Origin of the sequence: Streptomyces sp. FXJ1.172 (assembly GCF_001636945.3) — a bacterium.
Lineage (GTDB): Bacteria > Actinomycetota > Actinomycetes > Streptomycetales > Streptomycetaceae > Streptomyces.
This window is the reverse complement of sequence record NZ_CP119133.2, coordinates 187,713-202,399: the sequence shown is the minus strand read 5'-3', so window position 1 is coordinate 202,399 and position 14,687 is coordinate 187,713. Positions and strand designations below refer to the sequence as shown.

Genomic DNA, 14,687 nt, shown 5'->3' with positions numbered 1-14,687 from the left:
CGCGCCCATGGGGATGGCGGCCAGCTTGGTGCGGTCGCATGGCGGCCCTGGCAGTCCGCCCCGTCAACACGGCCGAGAGCGGTAAAACTTAGTCACGATTCCCGTTGTGCAGCAGTTTCCGATCCCCTGCCCCGCTCACCTCACTCCGGACGCCACCGGCACGGCCGCATTCCACGCCGCGTACCGGCAGGCCATGGCGCAGCAGGTGGTCTTTGTCGCCATCGAATCCGAGAGACGTCTGCGCTGGTCCGTCAAAGCGGACGCGCTCACCGCCGGCTCCGGCCACACGATCGACGAGGCGGTGAACGATGCAGTCCGGGCCGCGATCATGCGCCTGGTCCGCAACCGTGAGATCGAGTGGGACGCCTACGCGGGCCCGGTGTACGTCATGATGCACGGCGTGCGCAGCGAAGAGCGGGCCCGTGAACTCGCGGCCGCCTTCCACGCCGCCCTGTACGGAGACCTTCAGCCGCTGGCCCGCGCGGTGCCCGGTGCCGACCCGCTCGAGTAGCCGATCCGATCCGCGCTCCTGCCTGCTGCGGCCTGCCGCCCGTCCGGGGAATGAACCTGATCTTTCCGGGCAGTCGAGCAGCAAAACGCGTCTTTCACGCCCGGAGGGTTGGATGGACCCACCCGAAGAGGACTATGGCCCCTTCGAGGGCGCCTTCGCCAGACACCTCTGGAGGGAAGTAGTCGGCGTTCCGCGCCCCTTGAAAAGCTGCTCGTCTTCGTTGGCTTAGTCGGGGGTGCCGAGGGCGGTGTCCGGCCGGCAGTGGGGGCATGCCGGTACCTGGCGCCGCAGGGCATCGAGGGCCTGCTGCCGGGTGGCCGGTCGGCACCGTCCGCTCTTGGCGGCCGCCCAGCAGTCGCCGGTGTGTACGGCGTCGATGTTGCTGCGGTTGAGCCCGTACTGGATCAGCCACTCCGGCTGCGGCGGCCGACGCTCCGCGCCCTGCTGCCGCTCGTGCTCGCGTCGTTCTTCGTCGGCGATCCATCGGTCGATCAGGGCGAGCTGCCGCGCGGTCTGCTGCTCGACGACGCGGCGAGCGAACCGCAGCATGTCCAGACGCGAGGTCGGCTGGTTCACCTGCCCGCTCCTGTGACTGGGCGCTTCGATTGGCCGCTCTGAGTGTCACAGTTGGCCACGTCCCGTGCCCTCAGGCAGAAGGAGTGTCCTGGTGAACTCGATCGTGCAGCCGGACGGAGTCGCAGGCGAGTGGCCGGATCGAGTGGCCGCCGTACGCCGCGAGGTCGCCGAGCACGGGCCGCCGCGGAGTCCCGATGGCGGTCCGGACTTCGCCACCGTCACGCTGCCGGAGCGTGACGGTGATCGGGTACGTGACCTCCTGGTGGACGAGCGAGTCGGCACGGTCGTTGAGATCGGACTCGCCTATGCCAGCTCGGCGCTGGCGATCGGCGAGGCGCTGCTGCGCACCGGTTCACGGAAGCCGCGGCATGTGGTGATCGACCCGTTCCAGTTCACGGCGTACGACGGCGTCGGGTGGGAGCTGCTGCGCAGCGCCGGCCTGGACGACATCGCCGAGCTGGTGACCGAACCATCGCAGCGGTTCCTTGCCCGGTTGGCCGACGCGGGCTTCGCCGCGGACGCGGCGTTCGTCGACGGCAGCCACCACTTCCACAATGTGTTCGTCGACCTCCACTTCCTGGGCGAGATCGTCCGACCTGGCGGCGTCGTGCTGCTCGACGATGTCTGGTGGCCATCGGTCGCCGCTGCCGTGGCGTACTTCGAGACCAATCTGGGGTGGCGTCCGATACCGGGCGCTCTGGCCGACGGGACCGCCGATGCGGCCAGCGGTCGGCCGCGGACTGGCGCGTACCGGCTGCCCGATCCGCGCCCGACGCCGGACTTCAAGGAGTTCCGACCGTTCTGCTGATCCGGGTGGGCTCGCGAGGCCGGGCGTCATATCCCGACCACGGCCTGGCGGCCACGAGTCACCGGCGGGTGGCGATCACGCCGATCAGAGGGCCCATGACCCCCACGGCGGCGAAGGCCGCCGTCAGGATGAGCGGCAGCGATCACAAGATCCACGCCCAGGCTGGCCGAGCCGCCCACGATTCCCGGTGGCCGGGGTCCAGCCGTCAGCCGGGCGTCGCTCCAAGCCGGCCTGGCGGCAGCTGACGCCCGCACCGCCCGCCTTGCCGGACACATCCGGCGTCTCGAAGCCCGCCTCAGCGAGATCCTGGGCGAGCAGGTCTGGCGCGAGTCCGGCATTGGCTGCCCCGACGACACCGAACAGCTCCAGGCCAGCATCACCACCCTCGAACAGCAGGTCGTCGACCTGGAACTCACGCTCCAGGACCGTGACGACGACCTCGCCGCCGCCCGCGCGGCCAACCGGGAGTTCATGTCCCAGCTCAACCGCGGACACGACGCACCCCCGCATCCCGACTGAAAGACCAGGTCACCAGCTCTTTTCTCGCCTGTGGACGGCATATGCGATGAGGGGCAGAACGACAAAGAAATCGACCGCGGCCATGACGATCAGGGCGATGCCAAGGTCGTTTTGCCCATTGATACCAGCCGCAAAGCCGCCGATCATGAGCGGAAGTGTCATAAAGCCCAGGGCGCCTGCCCAGATTCGCAATGTCCGGACAGCGGCCATGTCCGACGGCTGGATGGGGCGCTGCGGCTTCGGCTGCGGCTTCGTGGGATGCGGTCTCGGATCTGCTCGGGCGACGCCGGACGATACCCGGTTCGGGAGATTGCCGGGGGCAGCGGTCGGCTTCGGCATCTCCTTCGTGGCGATGCGCCAACTGGATAGCTTCTCCAGCGCGGCAAGGGCGCCCAGCCGCTTGTCGGGGGCCTTGTTCAACAGGCCGGAGATAAGCAGTTCGAGGCCGTCGGCCTTCTTCATCGGCGGCGGGGGCTGCGTTGCCGCGGCGACCACGGTGGCGGTCGGCGAGGCTCCCTTGAACGGGGACAATCCGCGCCCCGCCACGACGACATCGCCCTGCTCTTCATCCGCCCGCACAACGCACCGTGACCGCTCCAAGCCACGCGTACGGGCCCCCCAGGCAGCCGCAGGCCGCTCAGACGAGCAATACACCGCTGCGGGCATGCCGGAGCGATGCCCGCAGCGGCCTTGCTTCGCCCTCGGAGAGCAGGCGAAGCCCGGCCCGTCGGGCCGTCTCCAGGTGACACACTTCCAGATCAAGCCCAGACTGCAAACACTCGCATGGGCGGACGTGCCCAATGCTCAACTCTGCTCTCCGAACCGGGCTGCATTCTCGGACCCCGGTTACTCAAGTGCCGGCTTCACCCCCGGCGTCCGGACCGGGGCCCGAGAGACGTGTGCCCGTGCCACGGCCTGACGCTCCCTCTCCTCGGCGAACTTGCCGTTCTGGCTGTGCTGGAGGAGGACGACGCGGTTGGCGGCTTTGTCATGGACGATGAGGCGGCGACCAGCAGGGTCGTGCATTCCAGGGCGATCAGCGGTGCTTTGGGCTGGTTGTCGGTGTTCGGCTGAGCCACGGTCGGTGCCCCTTCGTCTGCCGGTTGGACCAGATGAGAACGGTGGCAGCAAGGCATCCAATAGGGGGCAGTCCTTCGTCATCATGGCCTTGACTGCCCAGCCCGACGGCCCATCGCGCTCAAAGCACCAGGGATGGTGGGGCGACCGTTCGTGCCCGGTCGTAGAGATCCCGCGCGATCGCGCTCTTCAGGTGGGGGGCGGAGGAGGCCGAACATGTAGTGCTGTTTCGCCTGATCAGCGCCACGTGGCTTCGCCGGTCCAGATCAGGCGTTGGGCCCACCGGCCCTATACCTGGGAACTGTGGCCCAGTTCGACTGAGGTCTCACTGATCCATCCTGGTAGCGCTGGAGCAATCAGCCGAGGGAAGTGATCGGCATGATGTGGTACGGCGACGGATGGGGCTGGGGTGGCTGGATCATCATGACGGTGTTCATGGTGCTGTTCTGGGCCGTCCTGATCGTTGGCCTCGTCGCACTCGTCCGCTACCTCGCCGGTGCCCGTCATCACCAGCCGGGCTCGCCCCCACCGCCTGGCGCTGGCGACTGGCAGGAGCGACGGGCCGAGAGCCTCCTCGCCGAGCGGTTTGCGCGCGGGGAGATCGACGAGGACGACTACAAACGCCGGCTCGCGCTGCTTCGGGAGCACCGATGAACCCGCATAGCCGCCGAGAGGTCTGGGCGGCGATCGCCATCGCCGCGGCGGCCCTGGTGCTGGGCCTCGCCACGACAAGTCTGATGGCTGCGTCCGGCGCCTTTCACACGGCGGGACCGGCGCCCTGGCGAGCGCAGGACGCCCGATGCGCCGCGCCGGCCGCGACAGGCAGTGCGGTCGACGTGACCGTGTGGGACACGGGACGCATGATGCGGGGCCCGAACTGGCCCGCGCCGAACAACGGCCACCCAGGTTGGTACGGCATGAGCATGATGCGCCTGGTAGCCCACCCTTCGACCGTTCCGGCAGGAAAGGTCACAGTGCGCGTCATCAACGCGGGGACCCTCACACACGAGGCGATCGTGTTGCCGCTGCCGGCGAGGCAGGCCGCAGGACAACGTGCCATCGGCTCCGACGGCCGGGTATCGGAAGCCGGCAGCCTTGGCGAGGCGTCCCGCACCTGTGGCAGTGGCGCTGGAGACGGCATCGCCTCTGGTGCGGCTGCCTGGACCACGGTCACGCTGCGACCGGGTCGCTACGAGCTGCTGTGCAATGTCCCGGGTCACTACGCGGCTGGGATGTACACGGAACTGGACGTCGCTCGGTGAGTGGGCCATACCAGCGGTAGGGGTCTGCCGGAGAGGGTTCCCGATGGTCGCCCGATTCAGCGGGAAGCCGCTATCCCGGTCCGGTCGAGAGCAGGGTGATGCGGGCCTGTAACGGCGGCCAAAGCGGCGGCTTTCTACTGCCCCGCGACACCTTGCTGCTGCCAGCCGGGTCGTCGTGCGCTCCGCCGCGTCTCTCTCCCCGGAGTGCGCATCCACCGCCTTCGGGCTGGGACGGGCCAAGCGGAAGTATGGCTGGACCGTTACGGGTACGCCACGGTGGTCCTGCTCCGACGGTTCATGCCGGTCGTGCACGCCGCCCTCGATCCGGTGGCCGGAGCACTCGGCGTGCCGGTGCGCACCTTGACTCTCTGGCAGGTGGCCAGCGCCCTGGCATGGTCAGGAGCAGCGCAGCAGGATCATGAAGCCGTAGTCCATGTGGAGCTGCTGGTAGCAGTGGAACAGGGACAGTCCCGGCTGGTCGGCGGTGAAGTCAAGGGCAACGGTCTGGTAGCCGCCGAGCATGACGACGTCCTTGCGCAGGCCGCGGGTCGGGGTGCCGGCGATGTGGGTGACCTCGAAGGTGTGGCGGTGCAGGTGGAGCGGGTGGATGTCGTCGGAGGCGTTGCGCAGCCGCATCCGGTACCGCCTGCCGCGCTCGACGTCCAGCACCGGCCTGTCGGTGTCCAGGGAGAAGGGGACGCCGTTGAGGGGCCAGATGTTGAATCCCTTCTCGGCGGCGTTGCGTTTCTCCACCAGCAGGTCGATCGTGTGGTCGGGTCGCTGATTCGTGGAGCCGGCGTCGGCGAAAGTGCGGTAGTCCCAAGTGAGTGAGGGTGGCGCGTTCCATCGCGGAGTGCCGCTGCGGTCGGCGTACTCCACGACCGTGCCCATGCCGGCGTTCCGGTCGTCGTCCGACGTGTCTCCGAGCACCCAGACACCCGGGTGGTTCATTTCCACGACGGCCGAGACGCGTTCGGCGGTGCCGATCCACAGCACTGGTACGTCGGCCTGGCGGGGTACCGGGTTGCCGTCGAGCGCGACGACCTTGAAGGTGTGGCCGGGCAGGGCGAGGCTGCGGATCTCGGTGGCGCTGGCGTTGAGGACGTGCAACAGCACGCGCTGTCCGGTCCTGACCCTGACCGGAGGGCCGTGCCCGAGTTTGCGGCCGTTGACGCCGACTGCGCGGTAGCCGACCTCGTACCCGCGCGGCACGCCCCGGGCCAGGGAGCCGGCCATGGCCTGCTCGCCCCTGCGTCTCAGCTCCGGCACCGGGGAGCCGGCCAGGAAGATCTGCGGGATGTCCCCGCCATGGCTGAGGGAGGGCTCGAACTCCTTCAGCGTCAGGAACGCTTCCTGATCGTAGGAGCCGGGGTTGGTCTTCGGCTCGATGTAGACCGGGCCGGCCTGTCCGGAGTACGTGCCGCGGGTCAGGCGCCGAGTGCTGCCACATGGGTGTGGTAGAAGCGGAAGCCGGCCGGCCCGGGGGTGAACGCCAGGCGCCGCATCCCGTGCGCGGGGATGTACGGGGTGCCCTCCTCGACGGCCCCGTCCACGTCGGCCGGAACCCGCTGGCCGTGCCAGTGCAGCAGCTCGGGGGTGGCCGTGTCGTTGTGCACGTCGACCACGACCGGGCGGCCTTCGGTGAACCGCAGCAGCGGACCCGGGAACTGGCCGTTGTACGTCGTGGTCGACACGACCGTGCCCGGCGCGAGCTCGACACGTCCGGTCGCGATCCGCAGCGTGTAGTCCGCCTTATCCGGAGGAACGGGAGCGCTCGTCGCTGCCCGCGAGTAGCGGTCGGCGACCCCGCCCGTGCCGACTCCGGCCAGCGCGGACACGCCACACAGTCTGAGGACGTCACGACGAGAGATGGCCACGGCTGCGCTCCCTTCTACGCGTCCCGCCCTGACTGATTCGGAACGGACAGGGGTTCCCAGGTGCAGCGTGGCCCTGGCAGTGGTGCCGGGGCTCCCGCTGCCGCCGGCCTCCGGCCGCCGCCCTGCTGCGCATCGATGTCGCCCCGGTGCGGGACGGTCAGAGGTGAACTGCCACGAAGTCGGCCACCTGGAAGCCGAGTTGTCGGCCCGCGCGGTTGTCGATTGAGGTGTGCTGGCCGGACCAGGTCCGGCTGAGCCACGCTTCGGTGGCCGCGTCCTGGAAGCCGGCATAGGTTCGGGTGGTGCCTTTCGATGTCACTGCGAGACGATGCCGCGCGCCGTAGAGCCTGGTGAGCGTGGTTGCCGCCGCTTGGCTGAGTGCGGCGTGGGCGCTGGGATATGACGGGTCCGGGGCGGTCGTCAGCAGGGGGGTCCAGTGGGGATCGCCGACGATGTGCGGGTTGTAGTGCGTAGCGCCGAGCCGTATGGCGCTGACGGGCCGCCACACGCGGTAGGCGTACTTGGCGTCGTACATCGCGATCGTGGTGTCGGCGAGGGACAGGTCGAGCCGGGCGAAGACCTTCACCGCCCGGTCCAAGCTCGCGTTCTGGGAAGTGACGAGGTTCTGCGCGATCTGATTCCAGACGTTCCAGACGGGCGCCGCCGCCCAGAACTTCGCGGCTGCTGTCTGATCGGGGGTGCGGGCGCTACCGGTCTTGCTCCCCAGGTTCTTGACCTCGTTCAGGGCGGTGGCGTATTCGGCGCTGCTCACGGCTGGTGGCGGTGCCGGGCGGAACTGGCGTCCGCTCGTCAGCACGAACGGCTTGACCGAGCCCCAGTTGGTGAACACCGGTGTCGGGAAGTCCGGAGGGGTGGGCCGGTAGTCACCGGCCTTGTCGCCGGGGCGAAAGCGAGGCGGCTTCGCCGAGGACCCGTCGTGGGACCGCAGGCTGATCAGCCGGCGGGCGACCGTGGCTCCCACCGTCATACCCGCCTGCTTGTCCGGGCCGTCCGGAATCGCGGACAACTGGCTGCTCAGCCGCTGGTCCACGCCTGCGCGTTCGGCCGGGTACAGGGCGACCAGCACATCGTGGGCTGCCTGGTCCGCCGCGGCATCAGGACGAGCGCCTCGCGGTGCCGAAACCGAGAACTTGTAGGCGGGGCCGGACCGGGTGATCGACACCACTGCGTCGTACTCGGCAGCCTGAAGGAGCGCGAAGCTGCGCGTGGGTTGGATGGTGGCCGGCTGCGCCTTCGGATCGCTCAGGATGGTGATGAGTTCGCGGTTCCATTCCACGACCGAGGTCCCTGACCTCGTGGCCGCGGTGGCCGGGGCCGGCGAGTGAGCGGCGCCGGACCCGAAAGCGGGGCTGGTGAGTCCGGCTGCCAGCGCGATTCCGGCCAGCATGACGAGTGTCTTTTGCTTTCCACCCATGCTCTGCTGCTCCTTGTCGCCGGCGGCAGGTCGTGGCGACCGTTGCCGTACACGTCTGGGTCACGGCCGACCACCTGGTCAGCGGACACCACGGATCGAACGGTGTGTCCCTGGTGCACGTCACAAAGGAGCACTCCGCGCATCCGCTCCGGAGCGGGACGGGGATTGCGAAGCCGGGTCTCGTCCGGTTGATACCTGGGCTGGACCGGTCGTTGCAGAATCACGACCGGACTCACCGGGACACCGGCCATTAAGGCGGCACACGTCACCCACACCAACGTTTTGGAGGGCTGAACGGGCGCGCATGATTCTGCAACCCGATCACCTCCTCACGTCATCAAGGACGATCGCCAGCTACAGCCTGCCGGGCCCCGATCCGCGCCGCAACTCAGGCATCGCGGTCACAGACCCGGGTCGTATGTGGCGGCAGCGTACGCGGAACTGCTGTAACACCGGCCGTGTCGGACACGGCCGGAGACTGGAAGCGGAAAGCCGGCAGGCACATGCAGCCGCTGCCACCGTCAGCAGGACCATGCCCGGCCGACTAGTGTCCGGTTTGTGACCGTCTTCGGGAGCGAGGACAACTCCGATCGGATCTTCGGAGGTCGAGGAGCACGATGCACGCGACCTGCTGTTCATCCCCGACAGGGTCTCGGGATCCCGGATGTCGGCAGATGGTGGTGTGGAGTGAGCCAGGCGTCGCAGAGCGGTGGAACTGCTGTGCTGGAGCGGAGGCTGGGCGTTTTCGATGCCGTCGTCATCGGGCTGGGCTCGATGATCGGTGCGGGGGTCTTCGCCGCCCTGGCGCCGGCCGCGCGGGCGGCGGGCTCGGGACTGCTCGTGGGGCTGGCCAGGAATCCGAGCGGGGGCAAGGGGTGACGCTGACGGCTGTCGCTGACTCCAAATGCCACTGAGGGGTCATACCGCGGAAGGGTCATACCACGTCGGCGGCGGTGAGACGGCAGTCCACCCCCACGACGCCTTCCACCCCCCGGATCAGGCGCGTGGCCAGGTCGACCCGAGCAGATTCCCCACCGACGCGCCCGGTCAGGGTCGCGACGCCGTCGGTGACCATCACGTGTATGGGCTCGATCGGCGCCGGGAAGAGGACGTCGACGATGTCACGGCGGATCTCGTCGGCGAGTTCGTTGTCCGAGCGAAGAAAGACCTTCAGCAGGTCGCCGCGGCTGACCACGCCTTCGAGGACGCCCTCGGAACTCACCACGGGCAGCCGTTTGATGTGCCGCGGAGCCATGATGCGGGCCGCTTCGGCGAGCGTCGCGTCCGCGTGGACGGTGACGGCCGGCGTGCTCATCAGCTCCTCGGCGCAGACTGCCCCGGCCTTGGCGAGGTCGGGCAGCCGGCGCAGCTGGGTGAACCGGTCCGGATCGCTGTCCCGGAACTCCTCCTTGGGCAGCAGGTCGGCCTCGGAGACCACCCCGATCACCCGGCCGTCGCCCTCCAGCACCGGCAGGGCGCTGACCTGCCACTGTTCCATGCGCTCGACGATGTCCTTGAACAGCGCATTGCGGCCCACCGCGACGGCGGCGCGCGTCATCACGTCGCCCACCCGGTGCGGGCTGCTGTCCATGCTCTTCTCCTCGAATTCCCCGGCAGGGCCGGGCGCTCGGGCGGTCACGTCAGGCCTCCGCTGCCGTACGGAGCGTAGAGGTCGAGCAGTCGGACACGCGAGGCGTGCAGCCGCTGAGCGACCACGCGTCCCACCCACACCGCTACGGCCCGCCCGAACTCGGCGTCGGTGGCGCACATCGCGCGCACCGCCTCGGCATCGAACTCCCAGGCCCGTACCGGGCTCATCGCCTCGGCCCCGAGGTGCCAGATGTGCGGCGGGAAGTGCCAGGACCAGCCCACCAGCTCGTCGTGTCCGAGCGTCTCGATGACGGCGGGGCGCCGACCGGGCACGTGCAGGTCGAGGGCGACGGTGCCGGTGCGCACGATCCAGAACCGGTCGGCCCGGTGCCCCTCCTCGAACAGGCGGGTACCGGCCGGGAAGGAGACCTCACGGGCGAGGCCCATCAGCCGTTCGCGGTGCACAGGCTCAAGAGCCGTGGTCATGGTGGTTGCGGAGGTCATCGCACCGGCTCCCTTCATGGGTTGCTGATCCCAGCGTGCGCGCCCTTGCGTACGCGCGCCACGGGCCGCCCGGACCCGGCTCGGGTTCTTTGGCCCATACGCTGGACCAGCTGCTCCCGCACGCTGGTCATGGCAAGGCGGACGGGAAGGGCCACCCGCTTCTCGCGGGTCCGGATCGCGCGGTGCACGGCTGCCAGCCGCTCTCCGCATCCCAACGAGTCCTTCCCGCCACTACCAGCACACCACCGGCGCCGCCGACCCACCAGGGCCGATCGGCCTCAATACGACGATGAACACGAGGAGCGCGAGAACATGACGACTGAGCGTGTTGCCGATGCACACGGCCGGTCCGTACGGCCCCAGCCCGCGCTGCTGACCCTTCTCGGTGGCGTCCGGCTCGGTCACCGGCAGCAAGTTGCTGATCGCGCCAGGACCCTGGTCGCCTGTTCGTGATCGCCCACGCGCACCTCGACCACTGCGGCTACCTGCGCCGGCTGGCCCGTAACGGCTTCCGCCGCCGGGTCGTGACCACCGAGTTGACGGTAGTCCGGTGCCAGACATAGCACGACCGAAGTTGGGCCAGAGCCCTGGAACCCGCGGACGAAGCCGAGAGACGAAGCAATTGCTGCAACGCCGCCGGCCGCATGAACACCGCCACCGTCCCCGAACCTCGCACCGCTGCGGCCCTGGCCGCCCGCCGCCGCAAGACCGAGACCGCCCTTGAGCGCGTCCACCAGGCCATCGCCCGGCTCCGACGCGAGAAAGCCCAGATCAGTGTAGCCGCCGCCGGCCGAGCGGACGTCTCGCGCACCTTCCTCTACGACAACGCCGAGGCCAGAACCGCTGTCGCCGCGGCGATGGCCGAGGCTGGAGAACGCCGGACCCAGATGCTCGCAGACCAGGACAACGGGCGCGAGGCGACCTGGCGCGAACGTGCTCTGAATGCCGAGGAGGGTCTCAAGGCCGCGCAGGCCGAGATCCTTATCCAGCGCACCCGCATCAGCGAACTCCTCGGCCAGATGCGCGACTTGCACGCCGAATGGACCGAGGAGGCCATCCAGTGGATCACCACCGAGAACACCACCCTCAAACAGAGGGTTCGGCAGCGGACGGCCGACAACCGTGCCTTCGACGAGCGGCTTCAGGCCGCCCGCTCCAACCTCCGCTTCCAGGACCGACGCATCGCTGACCTCGAAGTCCGTCTCACCACCCCGGGGTCAGCGACCTGACCCACCCTCGGCTCTGTCCACCGGCCCGGTGGACAGAGCCGAGGGCCAACTACCAATCTCAGCAGTACTCCCCGTAACACAAGCAGAGGGTCACTGTTGAGCGGGAGTAACCGTGTTCCTGCTGGTCGTCAGCCCGTGGCGGTGCTCGCCACTGACACGGCAGTGGTACTCGCGATCTCGCGGCTGTCATGGAGCGGTGCATCCCCAGCTGGCTCACTGCCACGAAGACGGCACATCGCAGTATGACGGTTCGTTCACCCTGAACAAACTTCCACCCACGCCTATCGGTCGAGGTTCGTTCAGGGTGAACGAACCTCCCGAGATCGGGGGTATGAACTGCATGTGAGTGAGACGGAGTACGGCTTCGATCCGGCGAAGCTCCGCGCGGCCCGAGATGCCGCTGGCGCCTCGGTGGCACAGATCGCGCGAGCGGCCGGGGTGAGTGAGCGGGCGGTGAATCTCTACCTGGCGGGCTCTCGGACCCCTCGGCCCGAGACGCTCGTTCAGCTGGCCGCTGCCGTCGGCGTCGCCCCGGCCGACCTGTGCTCCGTCGAACACGAATTGCTGGCGCATCTGCGGGTGTTCACCGGCCGCAGCCGCGCCGCGATGGCCCAGGCGCTCGGCATGGCCGAGGAAACCTACCGGCAGCCGGAGACGACTGGCCACCGCGGTCGGCTCAGCTCCAGCCGCTACGACCACGCCCAGGATCGATGGATCGCCTGGCAGGAGTGGGCGCCGCCCCTCTTCGGCGTCACCGCCGAGCGGCTCCTGGCCGCCGAACAGCACACGCGGGAGCACTACAGTGCCGAACGGGAGGAACGGTGGCGGCAGTTGCGCGAGCGGGACCCCGACCGCGTCGCCATGATTGAGGAACTGGGCAGACGCCTGCGCGAGCAGTAGCCGTGCCGTCCGCTCTCATTCGTCAAGATCTCCGACAGGCGGATGCCCACCAACTGGCACAGGTCTACTTCCAGGCGGCCGTCGCCGAGGCGGAGCAGGCCCGGCGGCGCCTGGACGCGATGATCGCGCTGCAGAGCCACGACCTGCAGGCGATGGCCCGCACCGCCGCGGCGTTCGTCGACAACCTCACCCTGGTCACCGGCAACGAGTGGGTGACCGGCAAGCCCCTGGCCGAGGCCATGGAGCAGACCGAGAGCCTGTACGAACGGGTGCCGCCGGCTCGCGCGCTGAGGTTGCGGCTGATGTCCGCCTGGTCTTCGCAGGACCCGGAGTCGTTCGACGCGCTGTTCACTGCGGCGGCCGGCGATCCCGGGGCCGCGGACCACGTGCGGGATCTGTTCGTGTACGCGCTGGAGTGGTCGCAGGCCAAGACCGTCTCCTCGGTCAACCCGCAGTCGTTGGTCAACGCGGTGTGCAAGGCCCTGAAGGAACACGGCCCCTCGATGTGGGCGTGGAAGCGCCCGGCGGCATGACAGCTGCCTCGGCGTGTTCGGATCCCGGTCCCGGGCGGACGTGACCTTCCGGGGACGGGCTGCGTTGGAGACGACGACCCGTGTCTTCCTCCGGCCCCTGTGCCGGGAACTCGTGTGGCTGACGGCCCTGACCCGTGCCCGGCGTCAGGGCCGTCGTCATCCACCGGGCGCACTGGTCAGCCCAGCGGCCCGAACCGTTCCAGGAGGCGTTCGCGCTGCTGGATGCCCAGACCCTGGATGCGGCGGGCTTCGGAGATCCCCACTTCCGTGAGGAGCTTCTGGGCCCGGACCTTGCCGATGTCGGGGAGCGATTCGAGCAGGGCACGGACCTGCATCTTGCGGATGGCCGCGGAGTCGCTGGCCAGTACCTCGGCAAGGGACGTCCTGCCGTGCTTGAGGGCGTCCTTCACCTCGGCCCGTTCCTTGCGTGCGGCGGCGGCCTTGTCGAGCGCGGCCCGGCGCTGTTCGGGCCTGAGCGGAGGAAGAGCCATGACGGGGTCCTTACGGTTGTGCGGCATTGAACGGCTCCATCATGTCCGCGGGCCAGGGGCTTTGACCAGCACTTATGAGGGTTTGAGGGCTTCGCCTTGCTCCTTGGTCCAGGTCTTCAGGACGGTTTCCCGGCCGTCGCGGTGCTCTTCGGCGAGTTCCTGGCCCGTCGGGTCCGGGATCAGGTCGGCGGGGCAGGGTGTTGGGAGGGGTATGAGATGCATCGTCCACGGCACGGGCGGGCCCCGGTGGCACCGACACGGGTGCGTTCGGTGTTCAGGCGCCGGGTCGGCTCCGGGGTGCGCCGCCCCGGTTGCGCAGGCTGACGCCGGCCTCGGTGAGGATGCGGTGGACGAACCCGTAGGAACGCCCGGTGTCTTCGGCCAGGGCGCGGATGCTCGCCCCGCCCTCGTACGCCTTCTTCAGCTCGCTCGCAAGCCTGTCGCGCGCCTCGCCGGTGATCCGTGCGCCTGTGGCTATGACTCGTCCCCTGCTTCGCCGTTCGACATCCGAAGTGGTGATCATCGCGCATCGGCCCGGTCTCCGGCAGCCGAAGGCCGGGTTCAGCTTGACGAACCAGAGCGTCAGGGCCACGGATTCAACGCGGCGTCACGGTCAGAAACGAATGCAGCGGCCCAGCAGCGGGCCGCGCCCAGCGCCGTCGCCAACGCCCTGCGCGAAGTCGGCACCGTCCATGGGTGACCCGGACGGCCCAGGCCGCGTTGAACCCTCCGTGACCACGACGATGCGGCTCGCCCCCGCCATCGGCGGCCAGCGCAGCACAAGCGAAACAGGTCCCCGCCCCGCGCTGGAGCCGATCTTCACCGCGCTCGCCCGACAGTGGGAGACGGCCGGCCGCCTCGTCCCCGGCCGGCCGGACGAGGAGTGGACGATCCTCGCCCGCCGCTACCCCTGGCCCAGACACTGACCCGCACGGTGCGGGAACGACCCCCACCGCCTCCCCAGGGAGCCCGCGGGTCCCCCCGGCGCCGCGCTCCCCAGCTGCCGGACCGGTACACCGTGGTTGGGCCCACCGGTCCGGCAGCGCCACAGTCCACCACCCCGACGGGCCGTACGGAACACCGCCCTGCGGCCGCACGAAACCCTGGTCCCAAGGAAGACCAGGGCCTTCGTCGCCCACGGACCGAAGGGAGCGAGGCGGGAGCCGCCGTACATGGCCCGCCGCGCGCTCCGCCGGGCCCACCGCCGCGTCGCGTTCGCAGCCCGACCCGCCGGGGAGCGCAACGCGCGGGCCGACGTCCAGTCCAGTCCCCAGTAGCCGCGCCCGAGAGAACGGCCTATCGCACGATCCGGCATGGATGTTCCTCAAGCCCCAACCCAGGCCAAGGGCTGTCCCGCAACTGATCTTGGCCTGAA

At 69.3% G+C, this 14,687-nt stretch carries 19 protein-coding genes and 2 pseudogenes; 9 read left to right on the top strand and 12 right to left on the bottom strand.

Annotated features, from left to right (window positions below):
* The first annotated feature begins 106 nt into the window (after positions 1-106).
* Positions 107-511: a hypothetical protein gene (locus A6P39_RS01110; RefSeq protein ID WP_067039925.1), complete on the top strand. Its 405-nt coding sequence runs from the start codon at positions 107-109 to the stop codon at positions 509-511.
* 225 nt (positions 512-736) lie between these two features.
* Here the strand turns inward: A6P39_RS01110 and A6P39_RS01105 are convergent, their stop codons facing one another.
* Positions 737-1,087 (bottom strand): DUF6233 domain-containing protein, encoded by a 351-nt coding sequence (locus A6P39_RS01105; protein WP_079133145.1) that lies wholly within the window; start codon positions 1,085-1,087, stop codon positions 737-739.
* 91 nt (positions 1,088-1,178) lie between these two features.
* Between A6P39_RS01105 and A6P39_RS01100 the strand changes: the two genes are divergently transcribed.
* Complete coding sequence (locus A6P39_RS01100; RefSeq protein WP_234378733.1) at positions 1,179-1,895, top strand: class I SAM-dependent methyltransferase; 717 nt, start codon at positions 1,179-1,181, stop codon at positions 1,893-1,895.
* A 123-nt stretch (positions 1,896-2,018) separates the two neighbouring features.
* Here the strand turns inward: A6P39_RS01100 and A6P39_RS01095 are convergent, their stop codons facing one another.
* From A6P39_RS01095 to A6P39_RS01085, 3 genes and pseudogenes are all read right to left on the bottom strand, one after another.
* On the bottom strand, positions 2,019-2,390 hold the full coding sequence (locus tag A6P39_RS01095; protein ID WP_159395943.1) for a hypothetical protein: 372 nt from the start codon (positions 2,388-2,390) through the stop codon (positions 2,019-2,021).
* Positions 2,391-2,423: 33 nt separating this feature from the next.
* The gene (locus A6P39_RS01090) at positions 2,424-2,993 is read right to left on the bottom strand and encodes a hypothetical protein (protein ID WP_067039919.1); all 570 of its coding nucleotides are present in this window, start codon (positions 2,991-2,993) and stop codon (positions 2,424-2,426) included.
* Positions 2,994-3,344: 351 nt separating this feature from the next.
* A pseudogene (locus A6P39_RS01085) lies at positions 3,345-3,550 on the bottom strand (hypothetical protein); the annotation flags it as partial.
* 319 nt (positions 3,551-3,869) lie between these two features.
* On the opposite strand from A6P39_RS01085, the gene A6P39_RS01080 reads away from it, so the two are divergent.
* Entirely contained in the window at positions 3,870-4,145 is a 276-nt protein-coding gene (locus A6P39_RS01080; protein WP_234378734.1) for an SHOCT domain-containing protein, read from the top strand.
* Positions 4,142-4,753, top strand: a complete 612-nt coding sequence (locus A6P39_RS01075) for a sulfocyanin-like copper-binding protein (protein WP_067039916.1) — start codon at positions 4,142-4,144, stop codon at positions 4,751-4,753. Before A6P39_RS01080 ends, A6P39_RS01075 begins: the two co-directional genes overlap by 4 nt.
* 396 nt (positions 4,754-5,149) lie before the next feature.
* On the opposite strand, the gene A6P39_RS01070 is transcribed toward A6P39_RS01075, so the two are convergent.
* From A6P39_RS01070 to A6P39_RS01060, 3 genes are all read right to left on the bottom strand, one after another.
* Positions 5,150-5,989 carry a multicopper oxidase domain-containing protein gene (locus tag A6P39_RS01070; RefSeq protein WP_199840683.1) on the bottom strand — a complete coding sequence of 280 codons (840 nt, stop codon included), beginning with the start codon at positions 5,987-5,989 and terminating at the stop codon, positions 5,150-5,152.
* 191 nt (positions 5,990-6,180) lie between these two features.
* The gene (locus A6P39_RS01065; protein WP_199840682.1) at positions 6,181-6,630 is read right to left on the bottom strand and encodes a multicopper oxidase domain-containing protein; all 450 of its coding nucleotides are present in this window, start codon (positions 6,628-6,630) and stop codon (positions 6,181-6,183) included.
* Between the two features lie 157 nt (positions 6,631-6,787).
* On the bottom strand, positions 6,788-8,065 hold the full coding sequence (locus A6P39_RS01060; protein ID WP_067039914.1) for a vanadium-dependent haloperoxidase: 1,278 nt from the start codon (positions 8,063-8,065) through the stop codon (positions 6,788-6,790).
* Positions 8,066-8,752: 687 nt separating this feature from the next.
* Here A6P39_RS01060 and A6P39_RS01055 point away from each other — a divergent pair.
* Positions 8,753-8,917 (top strand): annotated as a pseudogene (locus tag A6P39_RS01055) (amino acid permease); the annotation flags it as partial.
* Between the two features lie 82 nt (positions 8,918-8,999).
* On the opposite strand, the gene A6P39_RS01050 reads toward A6P39_RS01055, so the two are convergent.
* The 3 genes from A6P39_RS01050 to A6P39_RS01040 all read right to left on the bottom strand — a co-directional run bounded on the left by A6P39_RS01050 (position 9,000) and on the right by A6P39_RS01040 (position 10,564).
* A complete protein-coding gene (locus tag A6P39_RS01050; protein ID WP_067039912.1) occupies positions 9,000-9,656 on the bottom strand; it encodes a CBS domain-containing protein in 657 nt (218 codons plus the stop codon).
* Positions 9,657-9,700: 44 nt separating this feature from the next.
* Positions 9,701-10,159 carry a Crp/Fnr family transcriptional regulator gene (locus A6P39_RS01045; protein ID WP_067039909.1) on the bottom strand — a complete coding sequence of 153 codons (459 nt, stop codon included), beginning with the start codon at positions 10,157-10,159 and terminating at the stop codon, positions 9,701-9,703.
* Between the two features lie 231 nt (positions 10,160-10,390).
* Positions 10,391-10,564: a hypothetical protein gene (locus A6P39_RS01040; protein ID WP_159395942.1), complete on the bottom strand. Its 174-nt coding sequence runs from the start codon at positions 10,562-10,564 to the stop codon at positions 10,391-10,393.
* A 239-nt stretch (positions 10,565-10,803) separates the two neighbouring features.
* Here A6P39_RS01040 and A6P39_RS01035 point away from each other — a divergent pair, with 239 nt between their 5' ends.
* The 3 genes from A6P39_RS01035 (at position 10,804) to A6P39_RS01025 (ending at position 12,821) form a co-directional block, all read left to right on the top strand.
* Positions 10,804-11,388 (top strand): DUF6262 family protein, encoded by a 585-nt coding sequence (locus A6P39_RS01035; protein ID WP_067039906.1) that lies wholly within the window; start codon positions 10,804-10,806, stop codon positions 11,386-11,388.
* A 342-nt stretch (positions 11,389-11,730) separates the two neighbouring features.
* Positions 11,731-12,288 (top strand): helix-turn-helix domain-containing protein, encoded by a 558-nt coding sequence (locus tag A6P39_RS01030; protein ID WP_067039903.1) that lies wholly within the window; start codon positions 11,731-11,733, stop codon positions 12,286-12,288.
* 2 nt (positions 12,289-12,290) lie between these two features.
* A complete protein-coding gene (locus A6P39_RS01025; RefSeq protein ID WP_067039900.1) occupies positions 12,291-12,821 on the top strand; it encodes a hypothetical protein in 531 nt (176 codons plus the stop codon).
* A gap of 176 nt (positions 12,822-12,997) precedes the next feature.
* Here A6P39_RS01025 and mihF read toward each other — a convergent pair whose 3' ends face one another.
* Both mihF and A6P39_RS01015 read right to left on the bottom strand, forming a co-directional pair.
* On the bottom strand, positions 12,998-13,312 hold the full coding sequence (mihF, locus tag A6P39_RS01020; protein WP_067039897.1) for an integration host factor, actinobacterial type: 315 nt from the start codon (positions 13,310-13,312) through the stop codon (positions 12,998-13,000).
* Between the two features lie 274 nt (positions 13,313-13,586).
* A complete protein-coding gene (locus tag A6P39_RS01015) occupies positions 13,587-13,835 on the bottom strand; it encodes a helix-turn-helix domain-containing protein (protein WP_067039928.1) in 249 nt (82 codons plus the stop codon).
* 208 nt (positions 13,836-14,043) lie between these two features.
* Between A6P39_RS01015 and A6P39_RS01010 the strand changes: the two genes are divergently transcribed.
* Positions 14,044-14,238 (top strand): hypothetical protein, encoded by a 195-nt coding sequence (locus A6P39_RS01010; RefSeq protein WP_067039894.1) that lies wholly within the window; start codon positions 14,044-14,046, stop codon positions 14,236-14,238.
* The last annotated feature ends 449 nt before the right edge of the window (positions 14,239-14,687 follow it).

What these genes read in the sequence shown, in the direction of transcription:
- mihF (WP_067039897.1), bottom strand. Translation starts at nt 13,312, where the DNA reads ATGGCTCTTCCTCCGCTCAGGCCCGAACAGCGCCGGGCCGCGCTCGAC.
- A6P39_RS01015 (WP_067039928.1), bottom strand. Translation starts at nt 13,835, where the DNA reads ATGATCACCACTTCGGATGTCGAACGGCGAAGCAGGGGACGAGTCATA.
- A6P39_RS01060 (WP_067039914.1), bottom strand. Translation starts at nt 8,065, where the DNA reads ATGGGTGGAAAGCAAAAGACACTCGTCATGCTGGCCGGAATCGCGCTG.
- A6P39_RS01035 (WP_067039906.1), top strand. Translation starts at nt 10,804, where the DNA reads ATGAACACCGCCACCGTCCCCGAACCTCGCACCGCTGCGGCCCTGGCC.
- A6P39_RS01070 (WP_199840683.1), bottom strand. Translation starts at nt 5,989, where the DNA reads ATGGCCGGCTCCCTGGCCCGGGGCGTGCCGCGCGGGTACGAGGTCGGC.
- A6P39_RS01080 (WP_234378734.1), top strand. Translation starts at nt 3,870, where the DNA reads ATGATGTGGTACGGCGACGGATGGGGCTGGGGTGGCTGGATCATCATG.
- A6P39_RS01050 (WP_067039912.1), bottom strand. Translation starts at nt 9,656, where the DNA reads ATGGACAGCAGCCCGCACCGGGTGGGCGACGTGATGACGCGCGCCGCC.
- A6P39_RS01045 (WP_067039909.1), bottom strand. Translation starts at nt 10,159, where the DNA reads ATGACCTCCGCAACCACCATGACCACGGCTCTTGAGCCTGTGCACCGC.
- A6P39_RS01075 (WP_067039916.1), top strand. Translation starts at nt 4,142, where the DNA reads ATGAACCCGCATAGCCGCCGAGAGGTCTGGGCGGCGATCGCCATCGCC.